General features: G+C 32.7%; 14 protein-coding genes and 1 rRNA gene. 4 read left to right on the top strand and 11 right to left on the bottom strand.

Features of this window, described 5'->3' with window-relative positions; translation table 11 throughout:
• Positions 1 to 6 precede the first annotated feature (6 nt).
• Positions 7 to 124: ribosomal RNA gene (gene rrf / locus Q0929_RS07210) — 5S ribosomal RNA — on the top strand.
• 102 nt (positions 125 to 226) lie between these two features.
• Here the strand turns inward: rrf and recR are convergent.
• From recR to Q0929_RS07165, 9 genes are all read right to left on the bottom strand, one after another.
• Positions 227 to 829, bottom strand: coding sequence for a recombination mediator RecR (gene recR / locus Q0929_RS07205; RefSeq protein ID WP_299239283.1), 603 nt, complete (start codon positions 827 to 829; stop codon positions 227 to 229).
• On the bottom strand, positions 826 to 1,158 hold the full coding sequence (locus Q0929_RS07200) for a YbaB/EbfC family nucleoid-associated protein (protein WP_299239281.1): 333 nt from the start codon (positions 1,156 to 1,158) through the stop codon (positions 826 to 828). Before Q0929_RS07200 ends, recR begins: the two co-directional genes overlap by 4 nt.
• The gene (dnaX, locus tag Q0929_RS07195; protein WP_299239279.1) at positions 1,151 to 2,656 is read right to left on the bottom strand and encodes a DNA polymerase III subunit gamma/tau; all 1,506 of its coding nucleotides are present in this window, start codon (positions 2,654 to 2,656) and stop codon (positions 1,151 to 1,153) included. Before dnaX ends, Q0929_RS07200 begins: the two co-directional genes overlap by 8 nt.
• 68 nt (positions 2,657 to 2,724) lie before the next feature.
• Positions 2,725 to 3,558: an energy transducer TonB gene (locus Q0929_RS07190; RefSeq protein ID WP_299239277.1), complete on the bottom strand. Its 834-nt coding sequence runs from the start codon at positions 3,556 to 3,558 to the stop codon at positions 2,725 to 2,727.
• Between the two features lies 1 nt (position 3,559).
• Positions 3,560 to 3,961 (bottom strand): biopolymer transporter ExbD, encoded by a 402-nt coding sequence (locus tag Q0929_RS07185; protein WP_299239275.1) that lies wholly within the window; start codon positions 3,959 to 3,961, stop codon positions 3,560 to 3,562.
• Positions 3,962 to 3,971: 10 nt separating this feature from the next.
• On the bottom strand, positions 3,972 to 4,415 hold the full coding sequence (locus Q0929_RS07180) for a MotA/TolQ/ExbB proton channel family protein (RefSeq protein WP_299239273.1): 444 nt from the start codon (positions 4,413 to 4,415) through the stop codon (positions 3,972 to 3,974).
• A gap of 39 nt (positions 4,416 to 4,454) precedes the next feature.
• On the bottom strand, positions 4,455 to 5,882 hold the full coding sequence (locus Q0929_RS07175) for a 4Fe-4S binding protein (protein WP_299239272.1): 1,428 nt from the start codon (positions 5,880 to 5,882) through the stop codon (positions 4,455 to 4,457).
• Between the two features lie 23 nt (positions 5,883 to 5,905).
• Entirely contained in the window at positions 5,906 to 8,011 is a 2,106-nt protein-coding gene (locus tag Q0929_RS07170; RefSeq protein ID WP_299239249.1) for a TonB-dependent receptor, read from the bottom strand.
• A 392-nt stretch (positions 8,012 to 8,403) separates the two neighbouring features.
• The gene (locus Q0929_RS07165; RefSeq protein WP_299239247.1) at positions 8,404 to 8,817 is read right to left on the bottom strand and encodes a transcriptional repressor; all 414 of its coding nucleotides are present in this window, start codon (positions 8,815 to 8,817) and stop codon (positions 8,404 to 8,406) included.
• A 188-nt stretch (positions 8,818 to 9,005) separates the two neighbouring features.
• Between Q0929_RS07165 and metE the strand changes: the two genes are divergently transcribed.
• The 3 genes from metE (at position 9,006) to Q0929_RS07150 (ending at position 13,395) form a co-directional block, all read left to right on the top strand.
• Entirely contained in the window at positions 9,006 to 11,294 is a 2,289-nt protein-coding gene (gene metE, locus Q0929_RS07160) for a 5-methyltetrahydropteroyltriglutamate--homocysteine S-methyltransferase (protein ID WP_299239245.1), read from the top strand.
• An 83-nt stretch (positions 11,295 to 11,377) separates the two neighbouring features.
• Complete coding sequence (locus Q0929_RS07155; protein ID WP_299239242.1) at positions 11,378 to 12,625, top strand: N-acetylmuramoyl-L-alanine amidase; 1,248 nt, start codon at positions 11,378 to 11,380, stop codon at positions 12,623 to 12,625.
• Complete coding sequence (locus tag Q0929_RS07150; protein WP_299239240.1) at positions 12,622 to 13,395, top strand: type III pantothenate kinase; 774 nt, start codon at positions 12,622 to 12,624, stop codon at positions 13,393 to 13,395. Before Q0929_RS07155 ends, Q0929_RS07150 begins: the two co-directional genes overlap by 4 nt.
• A gap of 232 nt (positions 13,396 to 13,627) precedes the next feature.
• Here the strand turns inward: Q0929_RS07150 and Q0929_RS07145 are convergent, their stop codons facing one another.
• Together Q0929_RS07145 and Q0929_RS07140 are read right to left on the bottom strand one after the other, a co-directional pair.
• Positions 13,628 to 14,218 (bottom strand): winged helix-turn-helix domain-containing protein, encoded by a 591-nt coding sequence (locus Q0929_RS07145; protein ID WP_299239238.1) that lies wholly within the window; start codon positions 14,216 to 14,218, stop codon positions 13,628 to 13,630.
• Positions 14,211 to 14,582, bottom strand: a complete 372-nt coding sequence (locus Q0929_RS07140) for a TaqI-like C-terminal specificity domain-containing protein (protein ID WP_299239236.1) — start codon at positions 14,580 to 14,582, stop codon at positions 14,211 to 14,213. Before Q0929_RS07140 ends, Q0929_RS07145 begins: the two co-directional genes overlap by 8 nt.
• Positions 14,583 to 14,705 lie beyond the last annotated feature (123 nt).

Below are 14,705 nucleotides of genomic sequence, written 5' to 3'. Positions count from 1 at the left end.
CAAATCCCTGGTGTCCATAGCGGTGGGGAAACACCCGGCTTCCATTCCGAACCCGGCAGTTAAGCCCACCAGCGCCCATGATACTGGCCGGGAGACCGGTCGGGAAAGTAGGTCGACGCCGGGGGTTATTTAGTTTTCCGATATCAAACTTTCAAGCTCCAAATCCTTCCATTATTTTGTAGCTAACAAAGAGTTTGATTAGTGGAATAAATTTATAAATAACTTCTCACTTCAAAATTTGTTTATTTTCCAACGCTTTAGCTAATGTAAAATCATCTGCATTTTCTAATACTCCGCCAAAAGGTAAGCCATAAGCTAATCTTGAGATGGTTACAGGATAGTTTTTTATCAAATTATGTATATAATTTGCTGTTGCTTCGCCTTCTACTGTTGGATTTGTTGCAAAGATAATTTCTTTTACATTCAGTTTTTTTATTCTCTCAATTAAAGATTTTATGTTTAGCTTTTCTGGACCTATGCCTTCTAATGGAGAAAGCCTTCCGCCTAAAACATGATAAAGTCCGTTGTATTTACCTGTATTTTCAATCATAAAAGCATCAAAAGATTCTTCAACTACACAGATTATAGACTTATCTCTACTTTCATCACTACATACATCGCAAATTTCTTTTTCTGTAAAAATTCCGCATTCTCTACAAAGAAGAACTTTATCAAGCATTAAAGCCAAATGTCTTACAAGGTCTACCGCTTCACCTTTTGGCATTTTTAATAGATTGACAGCTAATCTTTGGGCTGTTTTTTCTCCATAACCTGGCAGTCTCGATATTTCCGATATAACCTGCTGAATACTCTCTGGAACTAAATTCAAAACATACCACCAAATTTAGACATATTCATAGGAAGACCTGTTGCCTTAGAAATTTTATCTGCTATAGCTTCCTTAGACTTTTCTGATACTTCATTTATAGCCGCGATAAGCAAATCTTTTAAGACTGGGTATTCATTTTCATTAAGAAGTGATTTATCTATTTCTAAATCTAACACTGTTCCAAGACCATCCGATACAACCTTTACCATTCCTCCGCCAACTTCAACGACTATTTTTTCATTTTTAAGCTCTTCCTTTGTTTTTTCTGCATTTTCTTTTATACTCTGTATTTGTTTCATTAACTCAGCCAAATCTCCAAAGTTAAACATTGTCATCCTCCTTTTTGTAAGTGATTATTTTTGAACCAGGGAAAAGCTCTAAAACCTTTTCTACTGCCTCATCTTTTTTAGATTCTTTAACTTTACTTTTTTTTTCTTCCGGAGATGATATAAATATTTCTCTGCTGAAGTATTTAGTTAAAATGCTCATATTGTCTCTTAAAACGTCTTCTTCGCTTTTTGATTTAACTTTTATGTAAACTGCATTTTCATCTTCTTTAATTTCTGCGTTTTTCATTATTACTGCTATGACTTTTTCATTTTTTATAATCTGACTAATGATTTTGTTTAAATCCTGTTTTTGCTCTTCTTTTGGCTTTGTCTCTTCTTGGTGTTTAGTTTCTTGTTTTTCTTGCGGTTTAATTTCTTGTCTTACTACTTCAGGCTCTTTTTTAGGGACAACTTGAACGCCTTCAGCAAAAAGCTGTTCTATTTTTTTGATGCTGTCTAAATACAACGTTTTTAAAATTGTTAGATGATAAATCTGTTTTGGGTCAAAAAATGTTCTTGCTTCTGAGTATGCTTTTGTGAAAATGGTTTTTAAATAAATAAGAGATTTTAAGTCTTCTTTTGAGAAAATTTCATCTTCTTTATCAAGTGCTAAGTCTATAAGTGTTTTGTGGATGGCTTCTAAAAGCTGTTTCCAAAATACGTTTATATCATATCCTTCATCTTCAAGTGTATCAATCAATTTTATGTTTTCATCAACTTTTAACTCTTTAATGTTTCTTAAAAACTTTTGTACATAGCTGTATGGAACTATTCCAAGAATTTCTTCTACATCTTTTCTTGTAAGCTTTCCTTCTGCATAAGTTACTGCTTGGTCTAAAAGACTTGCCGAATCTCTCATACCACCTTCAAGCTCTTGGGCTAATAGTTCTACTGCATCTTCTTCATATGGAATTTTTTCATTGTTTAATATTCTCAAAAGATAGTTTTTTATCTGCTCTTTTGTTGGTGGCTTAAATATAAATGTTTGACATCTTGATTTTATGGTTTCTGGTATTTTGTAGAGTTCTGTTGTTGCTAAGATAAAAATGTTTCTTGGTGGCGGTTCTTCTAAGGTTTTTAAAAGGGCGTTAAATGCTTCTTTTGTAAGCATATGTGCTTCATCTATTATATATACTTTGTATTTTCCTTTTATTGGCTGGTATCCAACGTTATCACGAATCATTCTTATATCATCTATACCTCTGTTAGATGCTGCGTCAATTTCATACATGTCCGGAAAAGAGCCTTTGTCTACTTCAATACAGTTTTCACACTGATTGCAAGGTTCATAATCTACCGGGTTTTTACAGTTTAAGACCTTCGCAAGGATTCTTGCTATGGTTGTTTTTCCAACGCCTCTTGGTCCAGAAAAGATGTAAGCATGGGATACCCTATCAAGCTTTACAGCATTTTTTAAAGTCTTAACAACATGCTCCTGACCTATTACTTCTTTAAAAGATTTTGGTCTGTACTTTCTTGAAAAAGCTTCGTAAGTCAATATTTACCTCTAAGATAATCCTAAATATTTCATAAATTATAATCCATTAAACAGATGTTTGCAATAAGCTACATATAAATAATCTGAAATACTATCGGAATTTCTACTGTTATTCTCTTTGGCGGTTTTTTGTATGGTTGTAATTTCTTTAAAATCTCAATGGCTCCTTTGTCAAGAATGTTATATCCGCTTGATTCTACTATTTTTATAGAGTTTTCGTCTATTGTTCCATCTTCATTTATAGTTACCCTTATAATTACTTGACCTTCTATCTTTAACCTTTTAGCAATTGGTGGATATAAATCTCTCTCTCTTGCCTGTTGATTTAGATATCTTATCAATTCTTTAAGATAGCCGTCTATATCTTCTTCCTTTTTCTCCGGTTGTTTAAATTGGTCTGGTCTTCCTTTTGATAAGTCTATCGGTGTTGATTCTGTTTTTGGTGTCTGTGCTGGGGTAGGTTGTGTTTGTTGAGTTGATTGAGTTTGTGGCGGATTTTGCTGTGTAGGTTGCTGAGTGTTTTGTTTTTCTTGCGGTTTTTGAGCTTCTTGTTTTGGTGTTTCTGATTCTGGTTTGATAATAGGTTCAGGTTTTTCTGGCTGTGGCTTTAGTGCAGGTTGTGGTGGTGGCAATGTTTCTTTTTGTTGCGCTATCTTTTTTTCTTCTATCTTTGGTAAAGGTTTAGATTGCGCTAATGCTTCATTTTTCTGTATTATCTTTTTCTCTTCTACCTGTGGTTTAAACTCTTTTTTAAAGTCTTCATCAAGACTTACTGTAATTATTTTTTCTTTTTCTTCTTTTGGCTTGGGTTTGAGCAGGAAAAATGAGCTAAAGAGCAGTACATGGATTAACAAAGATAATACTAAGGAAATAACTAAGAGTTTTTCTTTCTTAAAGTTCATACTATTCTTTTTTTGTCTCTATGATGTACTTTTCTAATCCTACCTGTCTACAAACATCTATAACTGTTACAACATCTTGAAAAATTACATCCTTTTCTGACCTTAAAGCAACTACTTGATTTTCATCTGTTTTAACTGCTTGAAGTTTTTGCTTAAGCTCTTCCGGGTTTACTTTTTGCCCTTCAAAATATATGCCATCTTTTTTGATTGTTATTTCTATTCTTTTTTGTGTAGATTTTGCAGGTTCTCCTGTTTTTGCTTTTGGAAGGTCAAGAGGAATCTTTCCTTCTACCATAAATGTAGCAGTTGCCATAAAAATGATTAAGATAACTAAGACTATATCTACCAAAGGAATCATGTTTATTTCAGATATTTCTTTTTCATTTTCGTCAATAAGCTTCATCTTTAGCTCCTTACTTTTTAGACTCTTCGTAGACCATCATTAAAAATTTTGCCTTTCTTACAAAGTAGTTGTAAGCTATAACAGCAGGAATTGCTACAAAAAGACCCATTGCGGTTGCTACTAATGCTTCTGATATTCCTGCCATTACAACTCTAACTCCAAACTCTGTTGAGGTTGAAAGGCTATGAAATGCTTTTATTATTCCTAAAACTGTTCCAAACAAGCCTATAAACGGTGCGTTGTTTCCAAAAGTTGCTAAAATTCCAAGTCTTTTTTCTAAGGATATTTTTAACTCTAACGGTTCAAACTTTGTTAAGTTTTTTTCTATCGTTTTGTAAGTGATAAATCTCTCAATGATTATCGCAAAGTTAATAATGCTCATGATAAGCAAGATATAAAGAACAGGGTCTCCACCGATTAAGGCAAGCTTTAAAACTATTTCTGTAATACTCATTTACTTCTCCTTATTGAGAATTATAAATCAATTATACCATCAATGGTGATGGTGATGGTGGAAAGTTGGCGGATAAGCCATAAATGCGTACTGCTGAAATACACTTAGTAGAATATAAAATATCGGGAGTGCGGAAACAAATAAGAATGCTAACTTGTATTTTGGATGCAAATTAAAACCAAACAGAGACATTCTTTTATGAACCAAGTATAAACTCCAAAAGCCAGCTATGTAGTTAAAGATTGTAAAGACTCTTAGCCATGGGTCTGACCTTGAAGCAAGAGGTTCTACAGTTATGTTTAGAAAAAACGCTTGGGATATTCCATTTACAAAGTGTGGATAGTAATCAAAGAAGAAAAATGAGAGTGCATGAGACAATCCCCCAACAATCATGATTGGAGCAAAAGCATAACCTATGTTGTTAAATAAGTTCGTATAATCAGTGTTTAAAATTTTTGATGCTATATAAAATCCAACTGCACTAAAGAGCAAAGCCGACCCGATACCCATCAACAGAGCAACAAAACCAACTATATCAACGCCTTTTGGAAAATGAAAGATACTGTCTAAATATTTACCGATTATTGTCCAAGGTAAAGAGTCAGAAAGTCCTGTTCTTGACAAGCCATGATGAAACTTCATCGTAATTGTTATCACGCCGATTATTAAGATGTAAGTCCAAACTTCAAAGCTTTGAGGTTTTGGTATTTTTTCATACAGAGAATGACCCCATTTTCTAATCTCCCATCTTACCGAGCTACAAGCGTTTGCACATTCCATGCAGAGAGTACATTCTTCCATTGAGTTTTTGCTGTCAAACTTGGATGGGTTAAATTTATACGGACAAGCTATCGCACAGTCAGGCTTTTTACACTTTAAGCAGTCTTCATGGTTGGTAGAGAGCCATGTAAAGCCAACTCTATTAAAAGATGTACAAATAGAGCCTATTGGACAAAAATATTTACAATAAACACCATTTCTAAATACAAACGATACAGTAATAGCTAAGATTGTAAAGCCTAAGAAAAGTAAAGCTGTCGGAAGTGGGTTATTGTAAACAGATGGGAATGTATATACTACAAACCAATAAACCAAAATCAGTACAAATAGACCGATTAGAGGATTTTTCAGTTTAACTGGAAGGTTTTTGTTTAATCCTATCTTAGTAAAAAATCTAACTAAAAATCCATGAGGACAAACGGTGCAAAAGAACCTTCCAACGGTTGGAAGTGTGATAATCATGAAAAATGGCCAAAATAGACCCCAAAAAAGACCGGTTGTAAATAAGTTTTCTTTGGTAGGATTAATAAAGCCATAAACGATTGCATAGATGACTAAAAAAAGTAAGAATAACCTAACACCGTTTAAAAAGTTAATATTTCTTAATATACTGCCAGCAGCAGGAATGTCAAATATGTTTCTTCTTTCTTTTCTAAAATCTTTTAATTCAACTCTTACCTCTTGCATATCACCACACCTCCAAAATGTTGTTAGAATTTATAACTACCATAGACAAACCAAGTTCTTGGTGCACCAGGAACATATGGAGTAGATGAATCTTCTTTAACTTCAACTGCATATTTTTTATCTGTTAAGTTGTAAACACTAAAGCCAAGCTCTAAATTTTTCTTTTCATAGCCTAAAAACAGATTCGTCAAAAACTCATAACCTTTGTATTTTCCTGTATTTGCTGCATTTGTGTAGTACTGACCCCATGTGTTAGTGTCTATCTTTGCTTTAAATCCAGATGGATGGAAGTAATAAGCATACAACGTGTATTTATGCTTTGGAATATACTCCATTCTATTATTGCTTCTATCATATGCACGAAAGCTTGAACCAACTCTTTTAACTTCTATATATTCTTTATAAATAAAATCGCTATATGTATAGGACCCCCCTATATACAAACCATCGTATACTTTAAACCTTCCGTCTACTTCAACGCCTTTTTTATTAACTTTACCAGCATTTGCAAAAGACGTCCTTGACCCATCTAAAACTTGTGTTATCTCGTCTCTTGAGTCTATAAAGAAGAACGCCGTGTTAAAGCTGTATTCGTCTGACTTAACTGTCTTTGTTCCAATTTCATACTGGTAAGCTTTTGTATTTTTTAAATTCGGATTTACAGTTAGCTGACTCCACTGAGGTGTCTGGAATCCTGCACTAAAAGATGCATAAATATTCGTTGTAGGTGCTACTGCATAGCTAAACCCTATCTTTGGGCTTATAAATCTAAACGTTCTGTTAATTTGTGTATTACTGTTAGAGGTTATATATCTTGCGTTAGTTAGTGAGTAGTTATAATCAATATAGTTTTGTTGATTTAGGTCAAATTTAACAGCATCCCATCTAAGTCCAATATCGATTAGGAGATTTTTTGTGGGTTTAAGCGTTTCTTGAGCGTAAAATCCGTATTTAAGAATTTTGTTATGATTTGTTTCCGCCAATCTTCCTTTTTGGTCGGAAAGTGTATATTTTATCACATCTATATTTGGTCTTGGATTACATGGTCCAGTTGAACACATAACATTTCCATAAGTATATTTATCTGCATCATATTTGTCATGTTGAATTTGAAAGCCAGAGATTAATGTTGAGCTGATGCCAAACAATGAATGTTTAAGCTCTGTTATAAAATCAGTACCAAAAACCTTAGCACCGCCATCGTTTATGAAGCCTGTTACAGGGTGGTAATGACTCCACTTTTGAATGTAAAATATTGGTTTAATTGTAAAGCTATCTGTTAGCTGATTTTGATATTTCGTATTAAAGAAATAAATCTCGCTGTACCTTCCATTATTTATCCATACATTTTCTTTATATTGCTTAGATGGGTCTGTATCAAATTGTTGTTTAGTTAAACTGTTAGGAAGCTGTAAATCTGCTTTTGAGTAGTTAAAGTATGTTTCTATGGAAGATTTATCATCAAAGAGATACCCAATTTTAAAAGATGCTTGCGTAGATTTAAACTCGTTCCACTCCCGCCATGAATCTGTTGACCTTCTTGTGATGTCAACGTAGTAGAATAATTTTCCTTTGTAATTATTGCCATACAGTAAGTTGTAAAGCTGTGTGTTATTATTTCCGAAACCAGCCTTAAGCTTTAAACCTTGGACAGTCCATACTGGTTTAGTAATAAAGTTTACAACGCCACCTATTGCGTTGGCACCGTATAAAGTTGAGCTTGGACCCTTAACTATTTCTATTTGGTCAATAAGTTGTGGATTTACAAAATCAAGTCTTGTCAAACCGTCTGGGTCAGTAATCGGAACGCCGTCTAATAAAACGTTAATTTGTCTTATGCCGTAAGGAGCGTTTAATCCCCCTCCCCTGATGATTAATCTAACGTCATAACCACCATTTTTCGTTTCAGCATTAACGCCAGATACTTCACTTAAACTTTCTGATAGATTAAATCCTCTTTCAAATTTTAGTTCTTCTTTTGTAATCGTAGCCGTAGAGGCCGGCGTTTCCTTTTCCTCTCTTTCTGACTTGGTAGCTGTAAACTGGACTTTATCAAGCTTTAAAACCTCCTCAGCCTGAGCTAACAAATTTAACGATAAAATTCCAGCGACAAAAAGTGATTTCCTCATCTCTTCCTCCTTTTGTTAATTTAGCTAATAATTTTAACATAATTATAACTTATATTTAACATTAAATAAACGTGAATTATGAGAATGTTCTAAAATTTTTGTAAGTTTATCTATATCACGTCATCCTGAGGACTTTAGTCTGATGGACCTCCCAAATTAAAGAAGGTGAGAAAATAATCAGAGACAATTCATGAATTGACCGTACAGTGAATAAGTGAGAGGTAAAAGAACAGAGATTCTTTGCTTCGCTGCAGTATGACGATCAAAAGGTTAATTAATTTATAGACTTAGTCAAAAAATTCAAAAATGATAATAAACAGCGAAAAAGAGCATAAAATAGATTTTTTCCATATTGAAAGATAGGTAATGCCAAGTTAAATCTTGTGTTAATATTAACAATTTTTACTTTTCTTACACTCCGGACAGATACCATAAACTTCAATGCTGTGGTCTAAAATATCAAATCCATGAACTTCTATCAACTCTTCTTTAAACTTTTCAAACGGGCAGTTATCAATAATTACAATCTTTTTACATTTTTGACAGATTAAATAATTCTTCTTAGAAGAAAGACCAAACCTTGCTTTATCTTCTCCAATCATGTAAGCCTTGACTACCAATCCTTGTTTTTGAAGCATATCAAGATTACGATAGATAGTAGATAAACTTATATCAATTCCTTTTTCCTTTAACTTTAAATAAATATCCTCTGCATGAACAGGTGTTTTACATTCTTCCAAAACTTCTAAGATTGCCTTTCTTTGTTTTGTAGTTTTAAATCCTTTTGGTATGATTAACTTTTCCATAACTCTCCTTTATATTAACTAATACTGTTTAAAGTAGTGAGAAATAATTTTTCATACAACTCACTATTTACTTGTCATTTAATTTTAAACTACCAAACGATAAAATGCAAATGATTTGCATTTGAAATTAGAATCAATATAAGGTATAATTTATGGCAAAATTAATATTTTTTCAGGAGGAAAAATTTATGAAAACAACCATTCATGGCTATCCAAAAATTGGCCCAAACAGGGAGTTAAAAAAAGTCGTAGAAGCTTACTGGAAAGGTCAAATATCAAAAGATGAGCTTATCTCAAAAGCATCAGAAATAAATCTTGGCAGAGTTAAAAAGGCTATTGATAGCGGCGTTGATATTATTCCATCTAATGATTTTTCTCTATATGACTTTGTTCTTGATACAGCAACTATGTTTAATGTAATTCCGGAAAGATTTAAGTATATAGAAGACTCTCTTGATAGATACTTTGCAATGGCAAGAGGAACAGATAAAGCCATTGCCTGCGAGATGACAAAATGGTTTGATACAAACTATCACTACATAGTTCCAGAGCTTGCAGGAGATATTAAGCTTGTTAAAAACAGACCCCTTGAATCATACAGATACGTAAAAGAAGCACTTGGAATTAAAACTAAGCCTGTTTTAGTAGGACCATTTACCTTTGTTCACCTTTCAAAAGTCTATGAAAGACAAGAAGGTTCTATCTTAATGAAAATGGTTAAAGCAAGTGAAAGCAGTAAATTTGCAGGATACTTAGACCTTTTCGCATCTTTATACAACCAAGTTTTAAAAGAGCTTGAAAATGAAGGCGTTGAATACGTTCAATTAGACGAGCCGGCGTTTGTTTTAGATCTATCTGATGAAGAAGTTGGGCTAGCATTAAAAGCATATGAGAAAGTAATGGACGGAATTAAAAATTTAAAAGTATTTGTTAACACTTACTATGAAAGCCTTTCAAGCTATGATAAGCTTGTAAACTTACCGGTTCATGGAATTGGTCTTGATTTTGTAGTAAACAATGAAAACTTAGAAAACATTAGAAAATATGGATTTCCGGCAGATAAAATATTAGTTGCTGGCGTTGTATCCGGAAGAGACCCATGGAAAACAAATTTAAAAGAAACTGCAAACTTAATTAAAGAATTATCAAACTACATAAAGCCAGAAAACATTATCTTATCTAATGCAGCACCATTATTCCATTTACCAGTTAGCTTAGAGCCGGAGAAAGGACATTTATCACAAGACCTTATAAATATTCTTGCTTTTGCTGACGAAAGATTGGCAGAGCTAAAATCATTGAAAGACCACTTTGCAAACGGCGTTGATTTACCGGAAGCAGATATTAAATCTATCATCTCTAAATACAATAACGAAGCAGTAAGACAAACAGTCGCACAAATAAGAAACGCAGAAGTTGGAAGAAAAACTCCATTTGAAGAAAGATATAAAAAACAAATGGAATTATTGAAACTTCCATTACTTCCAACAACAACAATTGGAAGCTTTCCACAAACACAAGAAGTTAGGAAGTACAGAGCAGACTACAAAGCCGGAAGAATTTCCCAGGAAGAGTACGAAAACTTTATCAAAAAACAAATTGAGTATGTTATAAAAGTTCAAGAAGAGTTAGACTTAGATGTGTTGGTTCATGGTGAGTTTGAAAGAACGGATATGGTTGAATTCTTTGGCGAGAAGTTGGAAGGTTTTGCATTTACTAAAAACGGCTGGGTTCAATCGTATGGTACAAGATGCGTAAGACCACCTATCATTTATGGTGATGTTTCAAGACCAAATCCAATGACGTTAAAAGAAATTGTTTACGCACAAAGCTTAACTGATAGGCCGGTAAAAGGTATGCTCACAGGACCTGTTACAATCCTAAACTGGTCTTTCTACAGAAAAGACATTCCAAAAGAAGAAGTAGCTTATCAAATAGCAATAGCTTTAAGAGAAGAAGTTTTAGACCTTGAAAAAGCCGGCATAAAAATCATTCAAATAGACGAACCGGCATTTAGAGAAGGATTACCGCTTAAAAAATCTAAACAAGAAGCCTACTTAAACTGGGCAGTAAAAGCGTTTAAGCTTAGCCATGATACGGTTAAAGATGAGACTCAAATCCATACCCATATGTGTTATTCAGAGTTTAATGAAATCATTGAATACATTTACAAAATGGATGCTGATGTTATTTCTATTGAAGCATCAAGAAGTAAAGGAGAAATCTTAGAAGCATTTGAAAGATTTAACTACGACCATGGAATTGGTATAGGAGTTTACGATATACACTCTCCAAGAATTCCAAGAGAAGAAGAAATAGAAGAAATTTTAAGAAGGTCATTAAAATACATTAGAAAAGACCTTATCTGGGTAAATCCAGACTGTGGTTTAAAAACAAGAGGATGGGAAGAGACAATACCATCATTAAGAAATATGGTAAACGTAGCTAAAAGATTAAGAAAAGAGCTTTCTCAGTAAACACTTCCCGGGACTCAGTTTTTGGGTCTCGGGTTTTGCTTGCATTAGTTTAAGTTTTTATACAAAAATCCGATGAATGTGGCATGAGAACTTTAAGATATATATTTTTAAGCATATTAATATGGATTTTTTATGTAGAAGCATTTGAAGTTAGAACTGGAATAAAAGATTATGGCTACAGGATTGTTTTTGATGGTGTAAAAAATTATGAATATTTGCCAGTGTCTACTACTCTTATTTTCAAAATAGACGGTGAATTTAAAGGTTCAGCTATAAAATTAGACCCAAGATTTGTTAAATCTATAGAAATATCGAAAGATACAGTCACCAAAAAAACCATAATCTATTTAGATATAAATGATAATATGGACCCTAAGGTGTTTAGTCTTTCTAACCCAGATAGATTAGTTATTGATTTGAAAGTGTTAGACAAAAAAGAAAAACAAAGTGTAAGTGAAAATAATAATACTGCTAAAGAAGATAAAGAATCTAAGAAAGTGATTTCAAAAAAAGATTCAGATGACATTTTAAATAAAATTCTAAAAAGTTTAGAAATGCAAACCATAAATGATTCTTCTTCGAATTCTATAGAAATAGAAGTACCAAAAAGTTTTGTAGGAAGAAAGAAAATAATAGTTATAGACCCGGGACACGGTGGACATGACCCAGGTGCAACGGCTAACGGTCTAAGAGAGAAGGATATCAATCTAAAAGTTGCTTTGAAACTTAAATCTTTCTTAGAAAAAGACCCAAGATTTAAAGTATATCTAACAAGAGAAGATGATGTATTTATTCCGCTGTATGATAGAACGTTGATCGCTTTAGAAAAAAAGGCAGATTTGTTTATAAGCATTCACACGAATGCATCTGAAAATCCGAATCTCTCTGGAACTTATATATACACATTGAATTTAAGAGGTGCTACTTCAAAACTTGCTAAAATGGTAGAGGAAAGAGAGAACAAAACAGTGTTAAATGTTATAAAAGTTAGTGCTAATCCGAATGTAAATAAAATAGTGGCAGATATGGCTATAAGCCACACAATGACAGAAGGATTAAATTTTGCAAAATTCGCTCAGATTTATTTAAAAAGAAGTTTGAAGGATATTGAGTTTAAAAGAATTGAATCGGCTAACTTTGCAGTTTTAAAAACTCCATCAATCCCATCTGTTTTGGTAGAAACAGCGTTCATAACAAATGAAAATGATGCAAGATTATTGGCAAATGATAGATTTTTAGAAAAATTTGCACAAAGCCTTTACAAAGCAACTGTTGATTATTTCTTTAGATATAAAAATTTAGTCTTTAGTAAAGGTAGAGAGGAAAGTTGATATTAGCAGTTGATATTGGTAATACGACCACAGAGATTGGATATATAAAGGATATAGATAAAATTGAGACATTAAAATTTAAAACAGACCACGAAAAAACCATTGATGACTGGTTAATTAACTTTTCTTTTTTCTTAAACTTTTACAATTTAGATAAAACAAATGTTAATAAAATTTATATATCTTCTGTAGTTCCACAGGTTGAAGAAAAAATCACTAAGGCTTTAAAAAAATTATTAAATTTAAACCCATTATTAATAGGAAAGGATGTAAAAGTTCCTTTGAAAATCAATTATAAAAATCCGTTAGAAGTTGGAGCGGATAGGATTTTGAATGCTTTTGCTTCTATAAATATTACAAACCCGCCATTAATAGCAATCGATTTTGGCACGGCAGTAACTTTTGATGTGGTTAATAAAGATTCTGAATATGATGGTGGGCTTATTTTTCCTGGATTAGAATCTTCTGTAAATTGTTTGTTTTCAAGAACTGCCAAGCTTCCAAAAGTAAAAATTGAAAAACCTTTAAATATTGTAGGTAAAAATACCATTTCAAGCATTCAATCTGGAATATATAACGGATACATATCTTTAGTTGAAGGTATCATTAGTAAAATTGAAAATGAATATAAATGCAAATTTAACATAATACTAACCGGCGGACATGGAAAAATAATTAGCGAGTCTTTAAACTTACCACATATTTTTGAACGATATTTACCAATGAAAGGGATATACTTTTTAGATAAATATTTAAAAGTAGGTTTTTGAGCGTGTTAAAGGGTATTGTTTTTTTCTTGAACTAACATATCTATTCCAAAAATCAGCGTTATCATTTTGTCATCTTAAGGACATTAAAAATTGAGAAAAAATGAGATTCTTTGTTTGCTGCAGAATGGCTATATTGATTTTTAGAACAATCACTTACATAAGTTGGAGGCAAAGTGTCGTCATCCTGAGGTCGAATGATCTCATTTTTAAATTTTACAAAACCACTAATTTCTTATCCTTTATTGTTTATACCTGCCTGCCAAGATTGTTTATTTTCTTCATAGAATTTTCTTCCTTTGTCTGTTATCTCCCAAATTCCCCGTGGAGAATCTTTAACAAGAAGCTCTTCATTGACCATTGTATTTCTTGCCCATTGGGCAGTATTTTCCCATCGTTTCTGTTTCGGATTAGATGGAAGAGGTTCATAATCATAACTATTTAAGATATTTTTCATTTTTTCATGCACAAGGTTTAAGACATCTTTCATCTCTGCCTTTCCGCCTAATTCAATGACAGATTCTAAAATAGGCATTACATAATTCTCCTCAGGAGTCCTTAATCCTCTCTTAAGTCTTCCTTTTGCCTGTCTTTTCTGCCCACGGGTTGGTATTCTTTCACTGAAAATTGTCTGCCATTCCTTCTGAAGCGTTTTTACTTTTTCTCTAAAATATTTTAGTCGTTCGCCATATTCAATAAGAGTCTTTGCTTTATCAAAATCCCGGCTTTTAAAAGACTCTTCTCCTTCCTTGCTTATCATATTAAAAACTTCTTCAATCTCTTCAAGTAATATTTCAAAAGCAGTGTTTACTTCGTTTTTATCCATTGGAGTCTCCCTCAATTATCTTTATTTCTTCTTCTGTTAGGTTGTAAAGCTGATATACAAGCTGGTCTATCTCATGCTCAAGTCTTTTTACGTGCTTTTGTTTTTCTTGGTTTGTGTCATAATCTTTAGATTGGGTAAGGGTTAGGATTTGGTCAACTTTTTGGATTATTTGGTCTGCTATGGGTTGGTTTTTAGAATTTATTTTTTTGATAGGAAGTTTACCTAAATATCCTTCGTCAAAGTGCATTGTTCTAATGGCTCTGTTATAAACAAACCAATAATAAAACCATTCTGCTAAACGTGAGTTTAGAATTCCAAGAATGTATTCATAAGAAAATGATTTATCTTTTAAAAATGTATTCATACGTCGGGTGAGAAATTACCTCCATAGTTTACTTTTTCTAAAAAAGCTATAACCAATAGCATATGCATATAGATAAGCAACAAAAGTCTTAACCTTTCTCCATCTACTTATAAGATTGAAATT

Source organism: Sulfurihydrogenibium sp., from assembly GCF_028276765.1.
In the GTDB taxonomy this organism is placed as follows: domain Bacteria; phylum Aquificota; class Aquificia; order Aquificales; family Hydrogenothermaceae; genus Sulfurihydrogenibium.
This window is presented reverse-complemented; position numbering and strand designations above follow the sequence as displayed.

Excerpts from the sequence above, each read along its gene's own strand:
- Q0929_RS07200 (WP_299239281.1), bottom strand. The coding sequence starts at position 1,158 with ATGTTTAACTTTGGAGATTTGGCTGAGTTAATGAAACAAATACAGAGT.
- Q0929_RS07190 (WP_299239277.1), bottom strand. The coding sequence starts at position 3,558 with ATGAACTTTAAGAAAGAAAAACTCTTAGTTATTTCCTTAGTATTATCT.
- Q0929_RS07185 (WP_299239275.1), bottom strand. The coding sequence starts at position 3,961 with ATGAAGCTTATTGACGAAAATGAAAAAGAAATATCTGAAATAAACATG.
- Q0929_RS07180 (WP_299239273.1), bottom strand. The coding sequence starts at position 4,415 with ATGAGTATTACAGAAATAGTTTTAAAGCTTGCCTTAATCGGTGGAGAC.
- Q0929_RS07175 (WP_299239272.1), bottom strand. The coding sequence starts at position 5,882 with ATGCAAGAGGTAAGAGTTGAATTAAAAGATTTTAGAAAAGAAAGAAGA.
- Q0929_RS07170 (WP_299239249.1), bottom strand. The coding sequence starts at position 8,011 with ATGAGGAAATCACTTTTTGTCGCTGGAATTTTATCGTTAAATTTGTTA.
- Q0929_RS07165 (WP_299239247.1), bottom strand. The coding sequence starts at position 8,817 with ATGGAAAAGTTAATCATACCAAAAGGATTTAAAACTACAAAACAAAGA.
- metE (WP_299239245.1), top strand. The coding sequence starts at position 9,006 with ATGAAAACAACCATTCATGGCTATCCAAAAATTGGCCCAAACAGGGAG.
- Q0929_RS07155 (WP_299239242.1), top strand. The coding sequence starts at position 11,378 with ATGAGAACTTTAAGATATATATTTTTAAGCATATTAATATGGATTTTT.
- Q0929_RS07145 (WP_299239238.1), bottom strand. The coding sequence starts at position 14,218 with ATGGATAAAAACGAAGTAAACACTGCTTTTGAAATATTACTTGAAGAG.
- Q0929_RS07140 (WP_299239236.1), bottom strand. The coding sequence starts at position 14,582 with ATGAATACATTTTTAAAAGATAAATCATTTTCTTATGAATACATTCTT.